The sequence below is a fragment of the Inmirania thermothiophila genome (assembly GCF_003751635.1).
Classification (GTDB): domain Bacteria; phylum Pseudomonadota; class Gammaproteobacteria; order DSM-100275; family DSM-100275; genus Inmirania; species Inmirania thermothiophila.
Map to the genome: position 1 here is coordinate 864,071 of NZ_RJVI01000001.1, position 21,081 is coordinate 885,151.

The 21,081-nt window shown below is 75.2% G+C and carries 24 protein-coding genes and 2 tRNA genes; 19 read left to right on the forward strand and 7 right to left on the reverse strand.

The window, feature by feature from the left end:
• The 4 genes from EDC57_RS04260 (at position 1) to EDC57_RS04270 (ending at position 2,215) form a co-directional block, all read left to right on the forward strand.
• The gene (locus EDC57_RS04260) at positions 1-741 is read left to right on the forward strand and encodes a flagellar motor protein (RefSeq protein WP_123400550.1); all 741 of its coding nucleotides are present in this window, start codon (positions 1-3) and stop codon (positions 739-741) included.
• Positions 742-755: 14 nt separating this feature from the next.
• Positions 756-1,574, forward strand: a complete 819-nt coding sequence (gene motD / locus EDC57_RS04265) for a flagellar motor protein MotD (protein WP_123400552.1) — start codon at positions 756-758, stop codon at positions 1,572-1,574.
• An 81-nt stretch (positions 1,575-1,655) separates the two neighbouring features.
• Positions 1,656-1,826, forward strand: coding sequence for a hypothetical protein (locus EDC57_RS12750; protein WP_170165028.1), 171 nt, complete (start codon positions 1,656-1,658; stop codon positions 1,824-1,826).
• Complete coding sequence (locus tag EDC57_RS04270; protein WP_123400554.1) at positions 1,823-2,215, forward strand: DUF2802 domain-containing protein; 393 nt, start codon at positions 1,823-1,825, stop codon at positions 2,213-2,215. Before EDC57_RS12750 ends, EDC57_RS04270 begins: the two co-directional genes overlap by 4 nt.
• Positions 2,216-2,285: 70 nt before the next feature.
• Here EDC57_RS04270 and EDC57_RS04275 read toward each other — a convergent pair.
• Together EDC57_RS04275 and ispB are read right to left on the reverse strand one after the other, a co-directional pair.
• Positions 2,286-2,362 (reverse strand) — tRNA-Pro (locus EDC57_RS04275).
• Between the two features lie 4 nt (positions 2,363-2,366).
• A complete protein-coding gene (gene ispB, locus EDC57_RS04280; RefSeq protein WP_123400555.1) occupies positions 2,367-3,335 on the reverse strand; it encodes an octaprenyl diphosphate synthase in 969 nt (322 codons plus the stop codon).
• A gap of 378 nt (positions 3,336-3,713) precedes the next feature.
• Between ispB and EDC57_RS04285 the strand changes: the two genes are divergently transcribed.
• The 3 genes from EDC57_RS04285 to EDC57_RS04295 all read left to right on the forward strand — a co-directional run bounded on the left by EDC57_RS04285 (position 3,714) and on the right by EDC57_RS04295 (position 5,773).
• Positions 3,714-3,804, forward strand: a tRNA-Ser gene (locus EDC57_RS04285).
• 419 nt (positions 3,805-4,223) lie between these two features.
• On the forward strand, positions 4,224-5,243 hold the full coding sequence (locus EDC57_RS04290) for a hypothetical protein (RefSeq protein WP_148051428.1): 1,020 nt from the start codon (positions 4,224-4,226) through the stop codon (positions 5,241-5,243).
• A 230-nt stretch (positions 5,244-5,473) separates the two neighbouring features.
• Entirely contained in the window at positions 5,474-5,773 is a 300-nt protein-coding gene (locus tag EDC57_RS04295) for a protein kinase family protein (RefSeq protein ID WP_123400559.1), read from the forward strand.
• Between the two features lie 14 nt (positions 5,774-5,787).
• On the opposite strand, the gene EDC57_RS04300 is transcribed toward EDC57_RS04295, so the two are convergent.
• A complete protein-coding gene (locus EDC57_RS04300; RefSeq protein ID WP_123400561.1) occupies positions 5,788-6,804 on the reverse strand; it encodes a TGS domain-containing protein in 1,017 nt (338 codons plus the stop codon).
• A gap of 67 nt (positions 6,805-6,871) precedes the next feature.
• Between EDC57_RS04300 and EDC57_RS04305 the strand changes: the two genes are divergently transcribed.
• A complete protein-coding gene (locus EDC57_RS04305) occupies positions 6,872-8,773 on the forward strand; it encodes an MBL fold metallo-hydrolase (protein WP_123400562.1) in 1,902 nt (633 codons plus the stop codon).
• Here the strand turns inward: EDC57_RS04305 and EDC57_RS04310 are convergent.
• From EDC57_RS04310 to EDC57_RS04320, 3 genes are all read right to left on the reverse strand, one after another.
• Entirely contained in the window at positions 8,755-9,321 is a 567-nt protein-coding gene (locus EDC57_RS04310) for a MarR family winged helix-turn-helix transcriptional regulator (RefSeq protein WP_123400564.1), read from the reverse strand. The two genes, EDC57_RS04305 and EDC57_RS04310, sit on opposite strands and share 19 nt — an antisense overlap.
• Before the next feature lie 51 nt (positions 9,322-9,372).
• Positions 9,373-9,846: a cytochrome P460 family protein gene (locus EDC57_RS04315; protein WP_123400566.1), complete on the reverse strand. Its 474-nt coding sequence runs from the start codon at positions 9,844-9,846 to the stop codon at positions 9,373-9,375.
• An 80-nt stretch (positions 9,847-9,926) separates the two neighbouring features.
• Entirely contained in the window at positions 9,927-11,456 is a 1,530-nt protein-coding gene (locus tag EDC57_RS04320; RefSeq protein ID WP_123400568.1) for an acyl CoA:acetate/3-ketoacid CoA transferase, read from the reverse strand.
• A gap of 137 nt (positions 11,457-11,593) precedes the next feature.
• On the opposite strand from EDC57_RS04320, the gene EDC57_RS04325 reads away from it, so the two are divergent.
• On the forward strand, positions 11,594-12,541 hold the full coding sequence (locus EDC57_RS04325; RefSeq protein WP_123400570.1) for an acetoin utilization protein AcuC: 948 nt from the start codon (positions 11,594-11,596) through the stop codon (positions 12,539-12,541).
• 34 nt (positions 12,542-12,575) lie between these two features.
• Here the strand turns inward: EDC57_RS04325 and EDC57_RS04330 are convergent, their stop codons facing one another.
• A complete protein-coding gene (locus EDC57_RS04330) occupies positions 12,576-12,821 on the reverse strand; it encodes a hypothetical protein (protein ID WP_123400572.1) in 246 nt (81 codons plus the stop codon).
• Positions 12,822-13,000: 179 nt separating this feature from the next.
• On the opposite strand from EDC57_RS04330, the gene glyA reads away from it, so the two are divergent.
• The 10 genes from glyA to EDC57_RS04380 are packed head-to-tail and all read left to right on the forward strand — an operon-like array spanning position 13,001 to position 20,869.
• Positions 13,001-14,257, forward strand: coding sequence for a serine hydroxymethyltransferase (gene glyA, locus EDC57_RS04335; RefSeq protein WP_123400574.1), 1,257 nt, complete (start codon positions 13,001-13,003; stop codon positions 14,255-14,257).
• Between the two features lie 4 nt (positions 14,258-14,261).
• Positions 14,262-14,789, forward strand: coding sequence for a transcriptional regulator NrdR (gene nrdR, locus EDC57_RS04340; protein ID WP_123400576.1), 528 nt, complete (start codon positions 14,262-14,264; stop codon positions 14,787-14,789).
• Positions 14,786-15,916: a bifunctional diaminohydroxyphosphoribosylaminopyrimidine deaminase/5-amino-6-(5-phosphoribosylamino)uracil reductase RibD gene (gene ribD, locus EDC57_RS04345; RefSeq protein WP_245995119.1), complete on the forward strand. Its 1,131-nt coding sequence runs from the start codon at positions 14,786-14,788 to the stop codon at positions 15,914-15,916. Before nrdR ends, ribD begins: the two co-directional genes overlap by 4 nt.
• 3 nt (positions 15,917-15,919) lie before the next feature.
• On the forward strand, positions 15,920-16,576 hold the full coding sequence (locus EDC57_RS04350; protein WP_123400578.1) for a riboflavin synthase: 657 nt from the start codon (positions 15,920-15,922) through the stop codon (positions 16,574-16,576).
• A 23-nt stretch (positions 16,577-16,599) separates the two neighbouring features.
• Positions 16,600-17,718, forward strand: a complete 1,119-nt coding sequence (ribBA, locus tag EDC57_RS04355) for a bifunctional 3,4-dihydroxy-2-butanone-4-phosphate synthase/GTP cyclohydrolase II (RefSeq protein WP_123400580.1) — start codon at positions 16,600-16,602, stop codon at positions 17,716-17,718.
• 13 nt (positions 17,719-17,731) lie between these two features.
• Positions 17,732-18,199 (forward strand): 6,7-dimethyl-8-ribityllumazine synthase, encoded by a 468-nt coding sequence (gene ribH / locus EDC57_RS04360; protein ID WP_123400582.1) that lies wholly within the window; start codon positions 17,732-17,734, stop codon positions 18,197-18,199.
• Positions 18,196-18,627 carry a transcription antitermination factor NusB gene (gene nusB / locus EDC57_RS04365; protein WP_123400584.1) on the forward strand — a complete coding sequence of 144 codons (432 nt, stop codon included), beginning with the start codon at positions 18,196-18,198 and terminating at the stop codon, positions 18,625-18,627. The genes ribH and nusB overlap by 4 nt, the downstream gene beginning before the upstream one ends.
• A gap of 8 nt (positions 18,628-18,635) precedes the next feature.
• The gene (gene thiL, locus EDC57_RS04370) at positions 18,636-19,592 is read left to right on the forward strand and encodes a thiamine-phosphate kinase (RefSeq protein ID WP_245995120.1); all 957 of its coding nucleotides are present in this window, start codon (positions 18,636-18,638) and stop codon (positions 19,590-19,592) included.
• Complete coding sequence (locus EDC57_RS04375; RefSeq protein WP_211331873.1) at positions 19,589-20,077, forward strand: phosphatidylglycerophosphatase A family protein; 489 nt, start codon at positions 19,589-19,591, stop codon at positions 20,075-20,077. The genes thiL and EDC57_RS04375 overlap by 4 nt, the downstream gene beginning before the upstream one ends.
• Positions 20,078-20,131: 54 nt before the next feature.
• Complete coding sequence (locus EDC57_RS04380) at positions 20,132-20,869, forward strand: TSUP family transporter (protein ID WP_148051429.1); 738 nt, start codon at positions 20,132-20,134, stop codon at positions 20,867-20,869.
• Positions 20,870-21,081: the final 212 nt, after the last annotated feature.

Below are 21,081 nucleotides of genomic sequence, written 5' to 3' on the forward strand. Positions count from 1 at the left end.
ATGGATGTCCTCAGCCTCATCGGCGTCCTCCTGGCGCTGGTGGCCATCGTCGGCGGCAACCTCCTCGAGGGCGGGCACACCGGCTCGCTGCTGCAGCTGACCGCCTTCGTCATCGTCATCGGCGGCACCACCGGGGCGATCCTGCTGCAGACGCCGCTGCCCGTGTTCGTACGCGCGCTGGGCCTTGCCGGCTGGGTGCTCGTGCCGCCGCGCCGCGACGGCGGCGAGACCATCGAGCGCATCGTCGGCTGGAGCCAGGTCGCGCGGCGCGACGGGCTCCTGGGGCTCGAGGGCGCGGCCGAGGCGGAGGCCGACCCCTTCGTGCGCAAGGGCCTGCAGCTGCTCGTGGACGGCGCCGAGCCCGAGGCCATCCGCGCCGCCCTCGAGGTGGAGCTGGAGGCCCGCGAGCAGCGCGACCTGCAGGCGGCGCGCGTGTTCGAGGCCGCCGGCGGCTACAGCCCCACCATCGGCATCATCGGCGCGGTCATGGGCCTGATCCACGTCATGCAGAACCTCGCCGACCCCTCGCGGCTCGGCGAGGGCATCGCCACCGCCTTCGTCGCCACCATCTACGGCGTCGGGGCGGCCAACCTCCTGCTGCTGCCCATGGCCAACAAGCTCAAGGCCCTCATCGGCGAGGAGGCACGCCACCGCGAGATGATCATCGAGGGGATTGTCGCCATCGCCGAGGGGGAGAACCCGCGCAACATCGAGGCCCGGCTCCAGGGCTTCCTGGCCTGACCCCGGGGGACGCCATGGCCCGCCGCCGCAGACGCCGCGAGGAGCACGAGAACCTGGAACGCTGGCTCGTCTCCTACGCCGACTTCATCACCCTGCTCTTCGCCTTCTTCGTCGTGATGTACGCCGTCTCCTCGGTCAACGAGGGCAAGTACCGCGTCCTCTCCGACGCCCTGGCGGCGATCTTCCAGGCCACGCCGCGGGCGACCGCCCCGATCCAGGTGGGCGAGCCGCTGCGGGGGAAGGCGCCCGTGCCCGAGGACGTGCGCAGCGGGGTGGAGCTTCCGGTGCCGCCGCCGGCCGCGCGTGCCGGCCTCGACCTCGGCCGGGCCGGCGCCGAGGTGGCGCGCATGGCCGAGGAGATGCGCCGCACCCTCGCCCCCCTCATCGACCAGGATCTCGTCACCGTGCGCAAGGGCGACTTCTGGCTCGAGGTGGAGATCCGCAACAAGGTGCTCTTCCCCAGCGGCAGCGCCCGCCTCGCCCCCCAGGCCGAGGCCGTGCTCGAGCGCGTGGCCGCGATCCTGCGCCCCCACCCCAACCCCATCCACGTCGAGGGCCACACCGACGACGTGCCCATCCGCAACGACCTCTTCCCCTCCAACTGGGAGCTGTCGGCCGCCCGCGCGGCGAGCGTCGTCCACCTCTTCGCCCGCGCCGGCGTCGCCCCCGAGCGCATGGCCGCCATCGGCTACGGCGAGTACCGCCCGGTGGCCGCCAACGACACCGAGGAGGGCCGCGCCCGCAACCGCCGGGTGGTCATCGTGGTGCTCGCCAGCGGCGAGGGCCGCCACCTGCCCGACATCGAGCTGCGCCACGGCGAGGCCGCGCCCTGATCGGCACGATTCTTGCTGCACTGCCCTGTGAAGGCGCCGTGCGTCGGAGATCCGGCGCCTGCCGGCGTCGGGAGGTGCGCGATGGCCGGGATCGACGAGCTGCCGCCGGCCTTCCCCGTCCCGCCGGGGCGGCCGGTGCCCCCGGGCGAGCGGGAGCGCGGGCGGCGCCCGCCGCCGCGGCGCGAGGAGGCGCCGCGGCGCAGACCCCCCGAGGACGACGGGGACGAGCATCAGGTGGACGAGTACGCATGACGGCGTGGGAGTGGATCACGGGCGGTGCGGCGGCGGTGGCGCTGGCCGCCGCCCTCGGGGCGTGGGTGCAGGCGCTGCGGCTGGAGCGCCGCCTCGCCGGGGAGGCCCGTGCCGCGGCGGCGGCGCGGCGCGACCTTGCCGCCGTGTGCGCGACGCTGGCCGCCCTCGGCGACCGCGTGCTCGCCCTGGAGGCGCGCATCGAGGAGCTCGCCGAGGCCCAGGAGATGCTCCGCACCCGGGAGCCCGGCGACGGCGTCTACGCCCAGGCGGTGCGCCTTGCGGCACGGGGCGGCGCCGGCGTCGAGGAGCTCATGGCCCAGTGCGGCCTCAGCCGCGGCGAGGCCGAGCTCATCGTGCGCCTACACGGGCGCATCGCCGCCGACGCCTGAGGCGGCCGCCCCGAGGGGGCAAAGGAAAAGGGGGCCGGGCCGTGCCCAACCCCCGGACGGGCCTGTGTGCTGGTCGGGGTGAGAGGATTCGAACCTCCGGCCCCCGCCTCCCGAAGGCGGTGCTCTACCAGGCTGAGCTACACCCCGTGGTTCAGTACGTGCGGCTGACGGCGAACTCGACGATCCCGGCCAGCGCCTGCCGGTAGGGCGAGTCGTCGATGGCCTCGAGGGCGGCGATCGCCGCCTGGGCCTGCTCCCGCGCGCGCTGCGCAGTGTATGCGATCGCCCCCGTGGCTTCAATGGCCGCCAGCACCTCGTCGATGCGCTCACGCCCGCCCTGCTCGATGGCCTCGCGCACCAGCGCCACCTGCGACGGCGTGCCGGTGCGCAGGACGTGGATCAGCGGCAGGGTGGGCTTGCCCTCGGCGAGGTCGTCGCCGACGTTCTTGCCGATGTCCTCGCCCGAGGCGCCGTAGTCGAGGGCGTCGTCCACGAGCTGGAAGGCGACGCCGAGCTCGAGGCCGTAGCGGGCCATGGCCTGCTCCTGCTCCGGGGAGCCGCCGGCGAGCACCGCCCCGAGCTGGGCCGCGGCCTCGAACAGCTTCGCCGTCTTGCGGCGCACCACCTCCAGGTAGCGCTCCTCGGTGGTGTCGGGATCGTGGCAGTTGAGCAGCTGCAGCACCTCGCCCTCGGCGATGGTGTTGGTGGCGTGGGCGAGGATCTCCATCACCCGCATGTTGTTGATCTCGACCATCATCTCGAAGGAGCGCGAGTAGAGGAAGTCGCCCACGAGGACGCTCGCCTCGTTGCCCCAGAGGGCGTTGGCGGTCTCGCGCCCGCGGCGCAGCTCCGAGGCGTCCACCACGTCGTCGTGGAGCAGCGTCGCGGTGTGGATGAACTCGATGATGGCCGCCAGCTGCACGTGCCAGGGGCCGTCGTAGCCGAGGGCGCGGGCGCCGATCACCGTCACCAGCGGGCGCAGGCGCTTGCCGCCGCCGGCGATGATGTAGTGGCCGAGCTCGTTGATGAGCGCCACGTCCGAGCTCAGCCGCTTGCGGATGAGCTCGTCCACCGCGCGCATGTCCTCGGCGGCGAGGCTGCGGATGGCCTCGATGTCCATGGACCGGCCGCTCCCCCCTGGCGGGAAAGGGCGCCCATGCTAGAGAGGCGCCGCGCGCGGTGTCAAGGCGAGGTGGCGAAGCGGGCGGGGCTGGGGTAAACTGCCGCGCCTTACGCGAGGCCCCCGGTGGCCGAGCGGACGCCCGGGCCCTGCGGGGCCGGCGAAGGTTTCAGAACGGAGAGGTGCCGGAGTGGTTGAACGGGGCGGGTGAGCCCCGACCGAAGCTCCGGTGGAGCTTCGCAGCGGGGCGAACGCCCGGCGCGAAGCGACGGGCTGGGCCCCGAGCGCAGCGAGGGGCGAAATCCGTTGGCGTGCCGCGAGGCCCCCGGTGGCCGAGCGGACGCCCGGGCCCTGCGGGGCCGGCGAAGGTTTCAGAACGGAGAGGTGCCGGAGTGGTTGAACGGGGCGGACTCGAAATCCGTTGTACCCTCCGCGGGTACCGTGGGTTCGAATCCCACCCTCTCCGCCAGCTTCTGTCCCGCCCGCGCATGAGGACCACCCGGCGGACGTCCTGACATCGTCCGCCGGCACTTCGCGAACGCCGGGCCGCCGCGCAGGCGCCCGCTCATCCCTTTCGGTTTGCTGCGGCGCCCTCGCGCGGACGCCCTTCCGCGGCTGAGGTGCGTGCCGCCGGGCGGGGTCGGGCGCAACCGATGCCGCCCCCGCCGCGGCGAACGATTTCCCCGCCCGCCGGCCGTGGCGCATGCCGGGGAGGCGTCGGTGCCCAAGCCGGCCGCCTGTATCCGTGCCGTGCGGCCAGCCACTCCGCCGGGCGCCAGCCATGTAGGTGATGTCTTACGGCCGTTTCCGGCCCGGCCGGCAGCGGAGACTCGGCTTCGTCCATACGATCCTGCAAGGTCACCGAGGGCAGAAGGGAGGGGCATGCCCATGAGAGGGACGGTCTTCCTCGCGATCACCTGGTCGGCCGTGCTGCTCGCCGGTTGTGGCGGCGGTGGGTCTGGGAGTGACACGGGCAGCCAGGGCATCTCCTACGACGGGCCGACGGCGCCGGTGGCCGTTTCGCCCGACAATCTCGACGAGGTCGCGCGCGTGGGCATCAACGCAGCCAGCTGGCTGGGCAGCGAAACCGAGGAGCTCTTTGTCCTCACCGGCGTTGCATCGGAGCCGCAGCGGGTGCAGGCGTCGTTTCTTCATGTCCTGCCGCGCATCTGGACACGGGCGAGGGCGATCCTGGGCGCCTCCGGTGGAAGCGCCACGGCGGCGGGCGTCACCACGGTGGACGGCACAGAGCCTTGCGAGGACGGCGGCAGCATGAGGGTGCAGGGGACGGTCCTCGATCGCGGCAAGCTGTCTGTCGGCGATGCCGTGTCCATCACCGCCGACGACTGCCGGGCCGGTCCCTTGCGCCTGGATGGCGCACTGAGCCTCGAGGTGAAGTCGGCGAGCGGTGACCTCTGGATCGGCGCGGACTGGAGCGTGTCGGCCGGCATTGCCGCCGAGAGCCTCACGCTCTCCATCGGCGACGACACGACGGTGCTGCACGGCGACCTCACGTATACGGCATGGGGCAGCGGCGATACCGTCACCAAGGCCGGCATGCAGGGACAGGATGTCCTGCTGTCGGTCAACGGGCGGGTGATGAAGTTCCTTTCACTCAACGCCCAGATCGAGCTGGTGCCAGGTGAGACCATATACGGGTTCGATTTCCAGGTGGCCGACAGCGTCCTCGGAGGCTCGATCCAGTTCGAAACCGTGAGCGATTTCACGATCCGCGATACGGCCGATTATCCGTACCAGGGTGTGGCGACCGCCACCGGCGAGGGCGGAACCATGGCCCGGCTCACGGCCAACCCGGACGAGGCCACCTTCCTCCTGGAGGCGGACTTCGACGGCGACGGGACCTACGACGTCTCCGAGACCAAGAACTGGGCCGCCTACGAGCTGTGACCCGGCGCTGCCGAGGGGAGCGCTTGCCGCGGCGTCCCGGTCCGGGGGCGTAAGCCCCGCGGACCGGCGCCGCGCCCTGCGGCGGCCAGGAACGCGGCAGGCGGATCCGCGAGATCCCGCGGCACGGGGGGCTGCGGGTCAGGGCCTTCGTGAGCACCACGGGGCGCTGTGAGGGCCGTCCCGGGGTGGTAAAATCGCCGCCCACGCTTCCCATCCCCGAGAGACGTTCCATGGAGCGAGAGGTCGACGCCTACGACGAGGCCGCGCGTGAGGCCGTGGAGCTGGGCAACCGCCTGGCGGAGGCGGACCAGGACGCCGATCTCTGGGACATCGCGGACGGCCTGCTGGCGGGGGCGATCCAGTACTGGCTCTACGCCCGCCAGCCCTGCGGCGATCCGCGCTGCGAGGACTGCGCGCCGGTGAGCACGGGCGAGCGGCGCCTGCAGGAGCTGCTGCGCCTGACCGAGGAGCTGGCGCGCGAGAGCGAGTACTTCCACTCCCCCAACGATCTCGACGTCGGCCGCGCCTGAGCGGGGGGCCGGCCTCACCGCGCGTGCAGCTCGACCACGTCGCCGTCGGCGACGAGGTGGTCCGGGCCCACCTGCTGCCCGTCGAACTGGGCGCTGCCCCAGATGCGGGCGTAGCGCAGCCGCTCGGCGAGCTCCTTGTGGACGAGGCGGGCGACGTCGCGCACGGTGTCGCCGCGGCGCACGGTGAAGGGGTGGTCGCGGTCGGGCTCGCGCCCCGGGGCCTTGGTGTAGACCCGCACGACCCCGAGGCCGCGGAAGAGGAACGGGGCGATGCGGGCGAGGCCGTCGCCGCGCTCGGCGGAGACCGCAAGGGCCGGAAGCTGCAGGGCGGCGAGCTCCTCGAGCACCGCGACGTCGGCCTCGGGATCGGTGCTGCGGTCGGCCTTGTTGGCGACGAGCAGGGTCGGCAGGCGCAGGCGGAAGACGTCCTCCTCCGCCTCCTCCTCCCCGTCCAGACCCGGCCAGCGGCCGCTCAGGGTGATGCGCCGCCCGGCCAGTTGCGCCACCACCGCCTGGGCCTGCTCCGGCGCCTCGGGATCGGCGAGGTCGAGCACCAGCAGCGCGGCGTCGGCGTTCTGCAGGGCCGAGGGCAGCCAGGGCGGCGTGTGTTCGGCGGCCACCGGGGGCAGGTCCACGATCTGGAAGTGGATGTCCTCGAAGGGGAGCATCCCGGGCAGGGGCATCTGCGTGGTGAAGGGGAAGGGGCCGGCCTCGGCGTGCGAGCCGGTCAGGCGGGCGTGCAGGGTGGACTTGCCGCCGTTGGGCGGGCCGAGGAGGGCCACCTGGGCCGCGCCCTCGGGGCGGACGGAGTAGGACGGGCCGCCCCGCCGCGGGCCCCGGCGCCCGGCCTCCAGCTCCTCGGTCAGCTCCCGGATGCGCGACTTGATGTCGGCCTGCAGGTGCTCGGTGCCCTTGTGCTTGGGGATGGTCCGGAGCATCTCGCGCAGCGCCTCCAGGCGCTCGCGCGGGCCGCGCGCGCGGCGGTAGGCCTCCTCGGCGCGCTTGTACTCGGGGGTGAGGTTGGCCGGCATCGCGGGCGATGATAGCGCGGTGGACGGCGGGCGCGGTCGGTGCGAGGCTGCGCCGGGGAGGCGGCCGATGGCGGGGCGCGATCATCCGTGGGATCCGGCGGGGCTGGCGGCGGTGGCGGCCGGCGGGGCGGTCCTCGTCGGCGGGCCGCCGGGGTGCGGCAAGTCGACCCTGGTGGCGGCTCTCGCCGACGCCCTGGGCGGCGCCCGTGCCCTCGGGCTCGACCCCGGCAACCCGGCCTTCGGGCCGCCGGGCGCGCTGGCGCTGGCGCGCCGGAGCGCGGGGCGCTGGCGGCTCGAGCGCATCGCCGCCCTCTGCACGCTGGATGCGGCGCGCTTCCGCCTGCCGCTGGCGGAGGCGGCGCGCAGCCTGCGGCCGGAGGAAGCGGGCCCCCTGCTGGTGGACCTGCCGGGCCTCGTGCGGGGGGTCGCCGCGGCGGAGCTCCTGGACGCGGCGGTGCGGCTGCTCGGGGTCGCGGCCGTGATCTGGGTCGGTGAGGCGGCCGGGCTCGGGGCGGAGCTGGACGCCCTCGGGGTGCCCCTGTGGCGGGTGGCGGCGCCGCCGGGGGCGCACCGGGCGCCGCCCGCCGAGCGGGCGCGGCGCCGGACGGCGCGCTGGGCGCGCTGGCTTGCGGGGGCGGCGGCGCGCACCCTGCCGTGGGCGGGGCTTCGCGCCGTGGGCACCCCGCCGCCCCTGGGCCCGGCGTGGCGGGGGCTGCAGATCGGCTTCCTCGCCGACGGTGCCACCGTGGGGCTCGGCGAGGTGGAGGCGGCGGATGCGGAGGGGCTGCGTGTGCGGGTGGCGGGGCGCACGAGCCCCACCGCCCTCGTCCGCGACGCCGCGCGGGCACCGGACGGGCTGCTTCGCACGCGGGCGCGGGCGCGCGCCGCGGCGGTGGCGGCGGCGGCGCCGGACCTGCGCCCGGGGCGGTCGGCGGCGGTGCCGGGCCCGGCGTTCCGGGTGGGGGCGCTGGATGCGCTGCTGGTCAACGGGGTCTTCGGCGATCCCCTCCTGCACGCGCGGCTGCGCCACCGCCGGCGCAGCCTGCTCTTCGACCTCGGCGACGGGGCGCGCCTTCCGGCGCGGATCGCCCATCAGGTCACCGACGTCTTCGTCAGCCACGCCCACCTCGACCACATCGCGGGTCTTCTATGGCTGCTGCGGGCGCGCATGGGCGAGGCCGGGGTCTGCCGCCTGTACGGTCCGGCGGGGGTGGCCGGACACGTGGCGGCGCAGCTCGCCGCGGTGCTGTGGGACCGCATCGGCGAGGGCGGCCCGCGCTTCGAGGTCCTGGAGCTCGCGGAGGGGAGGCTGCGGCGCTTCGCCCTGCGCGCCGGGGGCGGCGGGCCGCGCCTCATCGGCGAGGCGCCGCGGCCCGACGGCGTGGTTCTGGAGGAGGCGGGTCTGCGCGTGCGCGCGGCGGTGCTGGATCACGGCACGCCGGTGCTGGCCTACGCCTTCGAGCCGGCGCGGGAGGTGCACGTGCGCCGGGACCGCCTCGCCGCGAGCGGCCTGGCGCCCGGGCCGTGGCTGACGGAGCTCAAGCAGGCGGTGCTGGCGGGGCGGCGCGGGGCCGTCATCGCGCTGCCGGGGGGCGGGGTGCGCAGCGCCGGGGAGCTGGCGCGCGAGCTGCTGCTGGAGGGGCCGCCGCGGCGGCTCGTCTATGCCACCGACCTCGCCGACACGGCGTCGAACCGGGCGCGGCTGGTGGCGCTCGCGCAGGGCGCGCACACCCTGGTCTGCGAGGCCGCCTTCCTCGAGGCCGACCGCGCCCAGGCCGAGGCCACCGGTCACCTCACCGCCCGCGCCTGCGGCGAGATCGCGGCCGCCGCGGCGGTGGCGCGGCTGCTGCCCTTCCACTTCTCGCGCCGCTACGAGGATCGGCCGGAGGCGGTCTACGACGAGGTGCGGGCGGCCTTCGCCGGGGAGGTGCTGGCGACGAGCGCCGCGGTTCAGGCGGCGGGCTCCTGATCGCGGCAGAGGCGGCGCGTCTCCTCCACCGCCAGGGGCTCGCCGGTGAGGCCGCAGCGATGCCCCCCGCCGGGGTCGGCGCGCAGGTGGCGGCAGTCGGCGCAGAGGCCGAAGGTGCGGCCGCCGTGGGCCCGCTGCAGCGCGCGCAGGAGCTCGGTCAGCCCCGCGGCGAGGGCCTCGGCGGCCTCGGGCGCGAGGGCGCCGGCGGCGCGGCGCCAGAGCGGCGGCGGCAGGGCCTCGGCGAGGAGCCGCTCGCCGGCCGGGGTGGGGCGGAGGTGGATGCGGCGCCCGTCGGCGCCGTCGGCGACGGCCTCGATCAGCCCCTCGCGGCGCAGGAGCCGCAGCGACTGCGACACCGTGCCCTTGGTCAGCCCCAGGTACTCGGCCACCGCCGCCGGGCCGTCGCTGTAGCGGTTGGCGCGGGCGAGGTAGTGGAGGGCGGCCAGATGCACCGGCTGCAGCCGCGGCCCCGAGGCGCTGCGAGGCGCCGGCCGCAGCAGCCGGCCGATGCGCTCGAGCAGTTCGTAGAGCCTGTGCTCGGTGTCCATGAGGGCGGCCCCGGTGCCGCAAGGGTGGCGCGGCACCGGGCCGCGGTCAATTCAGCCGCCGCTGTCGCGGAAGGTGGAGAAGACGTAGTCGCGCTCGCGCACCTGGGTGTGGCAGCCGAAGCACTGCTCGCGCGCGGCGTCGCCCACCAGCGGCTCGCGGCTGCCGGCGCGGAAGGCCTCGAAGGCCCAGCCGCCGGTGTCGGTGCGCGCCGGGTCCTTGCGCATCACCACCACCTTGAGCGGCCGGCCCTGGCTGTAGCTGCCCTCGCCGGCGACCGCCTCGTAGAACACCACCGCCAGGGTGCTGCCGGCGGGGTAGGGGGTGCCGGCGCGCAGCGCCCCGTAGCCGAGGGGGTTCACGTAGACGTCGTGGTAGCCGTAGAGGGGATGGCTGCGGTCGTGGATGACCATGGACTTGACGTGGATCCACTCGCGGACGCCCTCGGGGTAGGGGGCGTTGCCGGCGGCGAAGGCCGAGGGGACGGCGAGGGCGGCGAGCAGGACGAGGGGGGCTGCGGCTTTCATGGCGGACTCCTCCCGTGGATCTAGTATCGACACGAAACTACATAGCCCCCGAGTCCGCCCCTGTCAAGGCCGCGCCGGCCTCAGGGGGCGGTGAAGAGCGCCGGGTCCATGGTGCGCAGCTCGGCGGCGATTCGGGGGCGGAAGGCCATGCGGGCGAGGACGTCGCGCTCGAGATCGATCCCGGGCGCGATCTCCGTCAGCACCAGCCCCTCGGGGTCGAGCCGGAAGACGGCGCGCTCGGTGATGTAGGTGACCCGCTGGCCGCGGCTGCGGGCGTAGCGGCCGCTGAAGGTGAGGTGGCCCACGCGCTGGACGAACTTGCGGTGCCGGCCCTCGCGCTCGATCACGAGCCGCCCGTCGCCGATGCGGAAGCGCGCCCCGCCGGAGGTGAAGGTGCCGAGGAAGAAGAGCTCGCGGGCGTTCTGGCTGATGTTGATGAAGCCGCCGGCGCCGGCGAGGCGGTCGCCGAAGCGGCTGACGTTGACGTTGCCCTCGGCGTCCACCTCGGCGAGCCCGAGGAAGGCCTGGTCGAGGCCGCCGCCGTCGTAGAAGTCGAACTGGGCGGGCTGGTCGATGATGGCCTCGGCGTTGGCCACGGCGCCGAAGCTGAGCCCGCCCGCGGGCACGCCGCCGATCCCGCCCGGCTCCACGGTGAGGGTGACGCGGTGGAGGATCCCCGCCTCGTGGGCCACCGCGGCCACCGCCTCGGGCATGCCGATGCCCAGATTGACCACCGCCCCTTCGCGCAGCGCCCGCGCCGCGCGGCGGCCGATCACCTTGCGCGCGTCCAGCGGCAGCGGCGGGATGCGGTCGGGCGGCGCCGTCACCTCGCCGGTGTAGGCCGGGTTGTAGGCCTCGGCGAAGGTCTGGCCGTGGGCCTCGGGCGGGGCCACCACCACGTGATCGACGAGGATGCCGGGGATGCGCACCATCTGGGGCGGCAGCCGGTGGCGTTCGGTGACGCGCTCGACCTGGACGATCACGGTGCCGCCGCAGTTGCGCACCGCCTGGGCGATGGCGAGGCCCTCCAGCGGCAGGGCCTCGCGCTCCATGGTGACGTTGCCGCGGGGGTCCGCGGTGGTCCCGCGCAGCAGCGCCACGTGGATGGGGAAGGCCTTGTAGAAGAGGTACTCCTCGCCGTCCATCTCCACCAGCCGCACCAGCTCGCCGCCGGTGCGCCGGTTGATGCGCCCGCCGTCGACGCGCGGATCGACGAAGGTGTGCAGCCCGACGCGGGTGAGGAGCCCCGGGCGGCCGGCGGCGATCTCGCGGTAGAGATGGGCGATCACCCCCTGGGGCAGGTTCCAGGCCTCGATGCGCTCCTCCACGGCGAGGCGGCCGAGCCGCGGGACGAGGCCCCAGTGGCCGCCGATGACGCGCGCCACCAGCCCCTCGTGGGCGAGGTGGTTGAGGCCGCGTCCGGCGCCGTCGCCCTGGCCCGCGGCGTAGACCAGGGTGAGGTCGCGGGGGTGCCCCTCCGCGAGGAAGCGCCGCTCCAGCGCCGTGGCGAGGGCCTCGGGGAAGCCGATGCCGACGAAGCCGGAGGTGGCGACGGTGGCGCCGTCCGGGATCGCGGCGATGGCGGCCTCGGCGGAAACGATCTTGCTCACGCCATGCCTCTCCCGATCGCGACTGCGCGGCCATTCTGGGCGGCGGGGCCGGCCGCGGCAAGCCGCCCCCTTGCGCGGGTGGCGGCGGCGGCGTAGGTTCCTGGCGAGGCCGCGGGGATCCGCAGGGAGGGCGCGTCATGAGCGGTGTCTGCGTCTACTACGGCGAGGCCCTGGGGCGCTACGGCTTCGGCGAGGGTCACCCCTTCGATCCGCGGCGCCTCGCCGACTTCTGGGCCCACTTCACGGCCGAGGGGCTCGATCGGGAGGTCACCGTGTGCGAGCCCGCGACGGCCCCGCGCGAGGCCATCGAGCGCTTCCACACGCCGGCCTACGTGGCGCGGGTCATGGAGCAGTCCCGCACCGGCCAGGGCTACCTGGACTACGGCGACACCCCGGCCTACCGCGGCGTCTACGAGGCCGCGGCGACGGTGGTGGGCACCGTGCTCGACGCCGTCGAGCGGCTGATGGCGGGGCGCTGCCGGCGGGCCTTCGTGCCCATCGCGGGGCTGCACCACGCCCGCCGCGCCACGGCCGGCGGCTTCTGCGTCTTCAACGACATCGGCGTCGCCATCGAGACGCTGCGCGCGCAGCACGGGCTGCGCCGCATCGCCTACGTGGACATCGACGCCCACCACGGCGACGGCGTCTTCTACAGCTACGACGACGACCCGGACCTGCTCTTCGCCGACTTCCACGAGGACGGCCGCTACCTCTACCCCGGCACGGGGGCGGCGAGCGAGGACGGGCGGGGGCCCGCGCGCGGCACCAAGATCAACGTCCCCTTGCCGCCCGGGGCCGACGACGAGGCCTTCCTCGCGGCGTGGCCGCGGGTGGAGGCCTATCTGGATGCCGGGCGGCCCGAGTTCGTGATCCTGCAGTGCGGGGCCGACAGCATCGCCGGCGACCCTCTCACCCACCTCGCCTACAGCCCGGCGGTGCACCGCCACGTCGCCGCCCGCCTGGCGCGGCTCGCCGACCGGCACTGCCAAGGGCGGCTGCTCGCCCTCGGCGGGGGCGGCTACGATCACCGCAACCTCGCCCGCGCCTGGACCGAGGTCGTGCGCGGTCTGCTCGAGCCCGGCTGAGGCGCCGGCGGCGGCCCCGCCGGCGCCGGACGTGCTACCTGGCGGCGAGGAGCTTGCGCATGGCCTCGGCGAGGGTGCGCTCGGACTCGCGGTGCTGGCCCGCGTTGTGGAGCTCCATCCCCTTGTCGCGCAGGGCCTTGACCTCGGCGGCGAGGCCCGCCGGCACCGTGCCCTTCGCGAGGGCCTGATCGATGGCCTTGGCGTCGAGGGGGCAGTGGCTCGCGAGGGCGACGCCCGAGGCGCCCATGAGCAGGGCGGCGGTGAGGATCTTGCGGTGCATGGTCGCGTCTCCTTCGTGACGGGGTTGCAACCGTGCCAACGCCCGGCGGGCCCGCTTATTCCGCAGGCCGCGTGCCGGCCCCGGCGCGGTGCAGGCCGGAGAGGGTTCGGGTATCCTTTAGCCCCTTTCCGGGGCGGGTCCCCGGCCCGCCCACCCGGTCCTTCGACGAGGGGTCGCCGATGTTCACCAACGACATGCGCATTGCCGATTTCGACGAGGAGCTCTGGGCCGCGATCCAGGCCGAGGAGCGCCGCCAGGAGGAGCACATCGAGCTCATCGCCTCCGAGAACTACGCCAGCCCGCGCGTCCTCGAGGCCCAGGGCTCGGTGCTCACCAACAAATACGCCGAGGGCTACCCCGGGCGGCGCTACTACGGCGGCTGCGAGCACGTGGACGTGGCCGAGCGGCTCGCCATCGACCGCGCCAAGCAGCTCTTCGGCGCCGCCTACGCCAACGTGCAGCCGCATTCGGGCTCCCAGGCCAACGCCGCGGTCTACTTCGCGCTCCTCGAGCCCGGCGACACCATCCTCGGCATGAGCCTCGCCGACGGCGGCCACCTCACCCACGGCGCCCGCGTCAACTTCTCCGGCAAGGTCTTCCGTGCCGTGCAGTACGGGCTCGACCCCGCCACCGGCGAGGTGGACTACGAGCAGGTGGCGCGGCTCGCCCGCGAACACCGGCCGAAGATGATCGTCGCCGGCTTCTCCGCCTACTCGCGGATCATGGACTGGAATCGCTTCCGCGAGATCGCCGACGAGGTGGGCGCCTACCTCATGGTGGACATGGCCCACGTGGCGGGGCTCGTCGCCGCCGGGCTCTACCCCAACCCGGTGCCCATCGCCGACGTCACCACCTCCACCACCCACAAGACCCTGCGCGGCCCGCGCGGCGGCCTGATCCTGGCCAAGGCCAACGAGGAGATCGAGAAGCGGCTCAACTCCATGGTCTTCCCCGGGCTGCAGGGCGGGCCGCTGATGCACGTCATCGCCGCCAAGGCGGTCTGCTTCAAGGAGGCGATGACGCCCGAGTTCCGCGCCTACCAGGAGCAGGTGGTGGCCAACGCCCGCGCCATGGCCGAGGTCTTCCTCGGGCGCGGCTACAAGATCGTCTCCGGCGGCACCGACAACCACCTCTTCCTGGTGGATTTCATCGACAAGGGCATCACCGGCAAGGCCGCCGACGAGGCCCTGGGACGGGCCCACATCACGGTCAACAAGAACGCCGTGCCCAACGACCCCCAGAAGCCCTTCGTCACCAGCGGCATCCGCGTCGGCACCCCGGCGGTGACCACCCGCGGCCTGCGCGAGCCCGAGGTGCGCGAGCTGGCGGGCTGGATGTGCGACATCCTCGACGACCTCGGCAACGAGGCCGTCATCGAGCGGGTGCGCGGCCAGGTCATCGAGCTCTGCCGGCGCTTCCCGGTCTACCGGCGCTGAGCCCATGCACTGCCCCTTCTGCGGCGCCGGGGACACCCGCGTGGTGGACTCGCGGCTCGCCAGCGAGGGCGCCCAGGTGCGCCGCCGCCGCGCCTGCCCGCGCTGCGGCGAGCGCTTCACCACCTACGAGACCGCCGAGCTCGCCCTGCCGCGCATCGTCAAGCGCGACGGCCGCCGGGAGCCCTTCGACGAGGACAAGCTGCGCACCGGGATGCGGCGGGCGCTCGAGAAGCGGCCGGTGCCGACGGAGCTGGTGGAGGCGGCGCTGGGGCGGATCCGCCGCCGCCTCGCCGCCCGCGGCGAGCGCGAGGTCCCGGCGCAGGAGGTGGGCGAGCTGGTGATGGCGGAGCTGCGCGCCCTCGACGAGGTGGCCTACGTGCGCTTCGCCTCCGTCTACCGCCGCTTCCAGGACGTCAACGCCTTCCGCGAGGAGATCGAGCGGCTCGAGCGCGAGCCGCCGGTGGAGCTGCGGCGGGCGCAGCTGAAGCTGCTGCCCGGGGGCGACGAGGGCGGGGGCGAGGCCGCACCATGAGCTTCGGCGCCGACGACCACCGCCACATGGCGCACGCCCTGCGCCTCGCCCGGCGGGGGCTGTGCACCGCAAGCCCCAACCCGCGGGTGGGCTGCGTGCTGGTGCGGGAGGGGCGGGTCGTGGGCGAGGGCTGGCACGAGCGCACCGGCGGCCCCCACGCCGAGATCGTCGCCCTCGAGGCCGCGGGCGACGCCGCCCGCGGCGCCACCGCCTACGTGACCCTCGAGCCCTGCGCCCACCACGGGCGCACGCCGCCCTGCGCCGACGCCCTCGTCCGGGCCGGGGTGGCGCGGGTGGTGGCGGCGATGGAGGACCCGAACCCGCAGGTGGCCGGGCGCGGGCTTGCGCGGCTGCGCGAGGCGGGGGTGGAGGTCGCGGCCGGGCTCATGGCGGCCGAGGCCGAGGCCCTCAATCCGGGCTTCGTCCGGCGCATGCGCGCGGGGCGCCCGTGGGTGCGGGTGAAGCTCGCGGCGAGCCTCGACGGGCGCACCGCGCTCGCCAGCGGCGAGAGCCGCTGGATCACCGGCGAGGACGCCCGCCGCGACGTCCACCGCCTGCGCGCCCGCAGCGACGCCCTCGTCACCGGGATCGGCACCGTGCTCGCCGACGATCCGGCCATGACCGTGCGCCTGCCGCCCGAGGAGATGGCGGCGCTGGGGCTTGCGCGCGTGCCGCGCCGGCCGCTGCGGGTGGTGCTGGACCCGCACCTGGCCATGCCCGAGAATGCCCGCATCATCGGCGGTGACGGGCGCTGCCTGGTGCTCTGCGGCGAGGAGGCCGAGGCCGCCGCGGAAGAGGCGCTGCGCCGCGCCGGCGCCGAGGTGGTCCGGCTGCCGGGGCCCGGCGGGGTGCTCGACCCCGGGGCCGTGCTCGACCTGCTCGCCGCCCGCGAGGTCAACGAGGTCATGGTGGAGACGGGGGCGCGGCTGGCCGGCGCCTTCGTGGCCGCACGGCTCGCCGACGAGCTCTGGATCTATCTCGCGCCGGCCCTGCTCGGCCACGAGGGCCGCCCGCTGCTGGAGCTCGCCGGCATCGACACCATGGAGCGGCGGCTGCGGCTGGTGGTGGACGAGGTCCGTCCGGTGGGGGCGGACCTGCGGCTGCGGGCGCGCCTGGCGGAGGCCTGAACCATGTTCACGGGGATCGTGCAGGCGGTGGGGCGCATCGCCGCGCTGGAGCGGCGCGGGGCCGATGCGCGCGTGCGCATCGAGGCCGGCGGCCTCGGCCTCGGCGACGTCGCCCTCGGCGACAGCATCGCCGTCAACGGGGTGTGCCTGACCGCGGTGGAGATCGCGGGCGAGGTCTTCGCCGCCGACGTCTCCGCCGAGACCCTGGCGCGGACGACGCTCGGCGGGCTCGCCGGCGGCGATCCGGTCAACCTCGAGAAGGCCCTGACCCTCTCGACCCCCCTCGGCGGGCACCTGGTCACGGGGCACGTGGACGGCGTCGGCGAGGTCCTCGCGCGGCGCGGCGAGGGGCGCGGCGAGCGGCTGCGGCTGCGCGCCCCGGCGGCGCTTGCGCGCTACATCGCGGCCAAGGGCTCCATCGCCGTGGACGGCGTCAGCCTCACCGTCAACGCCGTGGAGGGGGCCGAGTTCGAGCTCATGATCGTGCCGCACACCCTGGAGCGCACCATCATCCGCCACTACGCCCCGGGGCGGCGGGTCAACCTCGAGGTGGACATCGTCGCCCGCTACCTGGAGCGGCTGCTGCTCGGGGAGCGGGCCGCCGAGCCCGGCGCGGGCCTGACCCTGGAGTTTCTGCGCGAGCACGGCTTCGCGCGCTAGACGCCGCCCGCCGAGGAAGGGAGATGGCCCTGAACACCATCGAGGAGATCATCGAGGACATCCGCCTCGGGCGGATGGTGATCATCATGGACGACGAGGACCGCGAGAACGAGGGCGACCTCGTCATGGCGGCCGAGCTCGTCCGCCCCGAGGACATCAACTTCATGGCCCGCTACGGGCGCGGCCTCATCTGCCTGACCCTGACCCAGGAGCGCTGCCGGCGGCTGCGCCTGCCGCTGATGGTGAGCGACACCCACGACAAGCACGCCACCAACTTCACCGTCTCCATCGAGGCCGCCCACGGCGTCACCACCGGCATCTCGGCCTACGACCGCGCCGTCACCATCCGCACCGCGGTGGCCCCCAACGCCCGGCCCGAGGACCTGGTGCAGCCGGGCCACGTCTTCCCGCTCATGGCGCAGCCGGGGGGCGTGCTCACCCGCGCCGGCCACACCGAGGCCGGCTGCGACCTGGCGCGCCTCGCCGGGCTCGAGCCCGCCGCGGTCATCGTCGAGATCCTCAACGAGGACGGCACCATGGCGCGGCGGCCGGACCTGGAGCGCTTCGCCGCCGAGCACGGGCTCAAGATCGGCACCATCGCCGACCTCATCGAGTACCGCCTGCGCAACGAGAAGACGGTGGAGCGGGTGGCCGAGTGCGACCTGCCCACCGAGCACGGCCGCTTCCGCCTCGTCACCTACCAGGACCAGGTGCAGGGCCGGCTCCACTTCGCCGCGGTCCTGGGCGAGATCCGCCCCGAGGAGCCGACGCTGGTGCGCGTGCAGATGCGCGACACCCTCTGCGACCTCTTCCAGCCCCTGCGCGAGGACTGCGGCTACCCCGTCTCCTGCGCCCTGCGCCGCATCGCCGCCGAGGGCAAGGGCGTGCTGGTGGTGCTCGACCGCGAGGAGGATCCCAGGGCCCTCGTGCGCCGCCTGCGCGGCTATGATCTCGCCGACCGCAGCGGCGCCGTGCCCGAGGGGCCGGCGGCGGGCGGGGACCTGCGCGGCTACGGCATCGGCGCCCAGATCCTCGCCGACCTCGGCGTCCACCGCATGCGCGTCATCGCCAAGACGCCGCGGCGCGTCCACGCCCTCTCGGGCTTCAACCTGGAGATCGTCGAGTACGTCTCCTGCGAGTGAAGGAGCAGCCACCGTGAAGATCATCGAAGGCGACCTCACCGTGCGCGACGCCCGCTTCGGGCTCGTGGTCTCGCGCTTCAACAGCTTCATCACCGAGCGCCTGCTGGAGGGCGCCCTCGACATCCTGCGCCGCCACGGCGCCGCCGACGCCGACCTGCACGTGGTGCGCGTGCCCGGCGCCTTCGAGATGCCGCTGGCGGCCCAGCGGATGGCGGCGAGCGGGCGCTACGACGCGGTCATCGCCCTCGGCTGCGTCATCCGCGGGGGGACGCCGCACTTCGACTACGTCGCCGGCGAGTGCACCAAGGGGCTCGCCCAGGTCATGATGCAGACCGGCGTCCCGGTGGCCTTCGGCGTCCTCACCACCGACACCATCGAGCAGGCCATCGAGCGCGCCGGCACCAAGGCCGGCAACAAGGGCGCCGAGGCCGCCCTGTCGGCGATCGAGATGGTGGGCCTGCTGCGCCGCATCGACGGATGAGCCGCAAGCGCACCCGCGCCCGCCGCCGCGCCCTCCAGGCCCTCTACCAGTGGCAGATGACGGGGCAGGACCTGGGCGAGATCGAGCGCCAGTTCCTCGAGGACGAGGACATGCGCGACGTCGAGCTCGACTACTTCCGCGAGCTCCTGCACCAGGTGCCGGCGCGGCTGGCCGAGCTCGACGGCGTCCTCGCCCCCCTCCTCGACCGCCCCATCGGCCAGGTGGATCCGGTGGAGCGGGCGGTGCTGCGCATCGGCGTCTACGAGCTCGCCCACCGCCTCGAGGTGCCCTACCGCGTGGTCATCAACGAGGCCATCGAGCTCGCCAAGCGCTTCGGCTCCGAGCACGGCCACCGCTACGTCAACGGCATCCTCGACAAGGCCGCCCGCAGCCTGCGCGCGGTGGAGGTCGAGGCGGCCGGGCGCTGAGCCCGCCGGTGCAGGGCGAGTTCGACCTGATCGAGCGCTTCTTCCGGCGGGGCCCGGCGCGCGCCGATGTCGCCCTCGGCGTCGGCGACGACGCCGCGCTGCTGCGTCCGCCGCCGGGCTGCGAGCTCGTCGCCGCCACCGACACCCTGGTGGAGGGTGTCCACTTCCCCGCCGGGACCGACCCCGCCGCGGTCGGCCACAAGGCCCTCGCCGTCAACCTCTCGGACCTCGCCGCCATGGGGGCGGAGCCGCGCTGGGCCCTGCTCGCGCTCACCCTGCCCGCGGCCGACGAGGACTGGCTCGCCGCCTTCGCCGCCGGCCTCGAGGCCCTCGCGCGGGAGGCCGGCGTCGCCCTCGTGGGCGGCGACACCACCCGCGGCCCCCTCGCCGCCACCGTCACCGTGCTCGGCAGCGTGCCCGCGGGCCAGGCCCTGCGCCGGTGCGGGGCGCGCCCCGGCGACGACGTCTGGGTCAGCGGCACCCTCGGCGATGCCGCCCTCGGCCTCGCCGCGGCGACGGGGCGGCTGGAGCTGCCGGCGGCGGTGGCGGCGGCGCTGCGCGCGCGCCTCGACCGACCCCGGCCGCGGCTCGCCCTCGGCCGGCGCCTGCGCGGGCTTGCCCGCGCCTGCATCGACGTCTCCGACGGGCTCGTCGCCGACCTCGGCCACGTCTGCCGCGCATCCGGCGTGGGGGCGCGCATCGAGCGGGCGGCGCTGCCGCTCTCGCCCGCCGCGCAGGCGGCCCTCGCCGCCGGCGGCGATCCCGCCGCCCCCCTCGTCGGGGGCGACGACTACGAGCTCCTCTTCACCGCCCCGCCGTGGGCCGCGGCGGCCGTCGCCGGCCTCGGGGAGGTGGCCCGCATCGGCACCGTGGAGGCCGGGGCGGGGGTGCGCATCGTGGAGCCGGACGGCAGCGAGCGCCGCCTCGAGGCCGGCGGCTGGGACCACTTCCGGGGCCGGCCGTGAGCCGCCTCGCGCCGGCGCAGGTGCTGCGCGACCCGGTCCTGCTCCTCGCCACCGGCCTCGGCGCGGGGCTCGCCCCGCGCGCCCCCGGCACCTTCGGCACCCTCGTCGCCGTGCCCCTGTGGGCGCTGCTCGCGCCGCTGCCGCCGGCCCTCTACGGGGCGGTCACCGCCGCCGTGGTCCTCGCCGGCATCCCCCTCTGCGGCGCCGCCGCCCGCCGCCTCGGCCTCCACGACCACCCCGCCATCGTCTGGGACGAGATCGCGGGCTACCTCCTCGCCATGGCCTTCGTCCCCGCCTCGGCGGCGGCCGCCGCCGCCGGCTTCGTCCTTTTCCGCCTCCTGGACATCCTCAAGCCGTGGCCGGTGTGCGTGCTCGACCGGCGCCTCGGCGGCGGCCTCGGCATCATGGCCGACGACGTCGCTGCGGGGGTGCTCGCGGGATCGGGGCTGTGGCTCGCCGCCCCGTATCTGCCGCCGTGGGGGTGAGGGGGCGGGGCGGCGCCGCCGCGGCGCGGGCCCGGCGCGCCCGGGGAGGGTGCGGTGGGCGCGGGTGAGTCGATGTTCCTGCTGGCGCTGGCCGCCGGGGCCTACGTGCAGACGGTGACGGGCTTCGCCCTGGGCCTGATCGTGATGGGGGCGGTGGCGCTGGGCGGCTGGGTGCCGCTGCCGGCGGCGGCGGCGGTGGTGAGCGTGGTGGCGCTCGTCAACAACGCCCTCGCGCTCGCCGGGCTGCGCCGCCACGTGGCCGCGGGGCGGGCGGCGCGCATCGCGGCGGCGCTGGTGCCGTCGGTGGCGCTCGGGGTGTGGCTGCTGGAGCGGCTGAGCGTCGCGGCGGAGTCGTTCCTGCGCGCTCTCCTCGGGACGGTGATCCTGGGGGCCGGGGTCCTCCTCATGCTGCATCCGGCGCGCAGGCGGCGGCCCGCCCCGGCGTGGTCCGACCTCGCCTTCGGCGCCGTCGCGGGCGTCCTCGGCGGGCTCTTCAGCACCGCCGGGCCGCCCGTGGTCTATCACCTCTACCGGGAGCCCATGCGGCTGGTGGAGGTGCGGGCGACGCTGTTTGCCGTCTTCGTCCTCGCGAGCCTCTCGCGCGTGCTCTACGTCGCCGCCGCGGGCGGGTTCGACGCCCACACGACGGGGCTGGCCGCGGCGGCGCTGCCGGCGGTGGCGGCGGCCACCTGGCTCGGCCGGCGCTTCCCGCCGCCGCTGGGCGAGTCGGGGCTGCGCCGCCTCGCCTTCGGGATCCTGGCGCTGCTGGCGCTGCCGCTGTGGCTGGTGTGAGGCACGGGAGGTGACCGGATGAGACGCGGATCGTGGATCGGGCTCCTCGCGGCGGGCCTTGCCGCGCTGCCGGCGGCGGCGGGGGAGGTGGAGGTCCTGGGGGCCGAGCTCGCGCGCGAGGCGGACGGCACCTGGCGGGTGGATGTGACCCTGCGTCATGCCGACACCGGCTGGTCGCACTACGCCGATGCCTGGCGGATCGTGGACGCGCA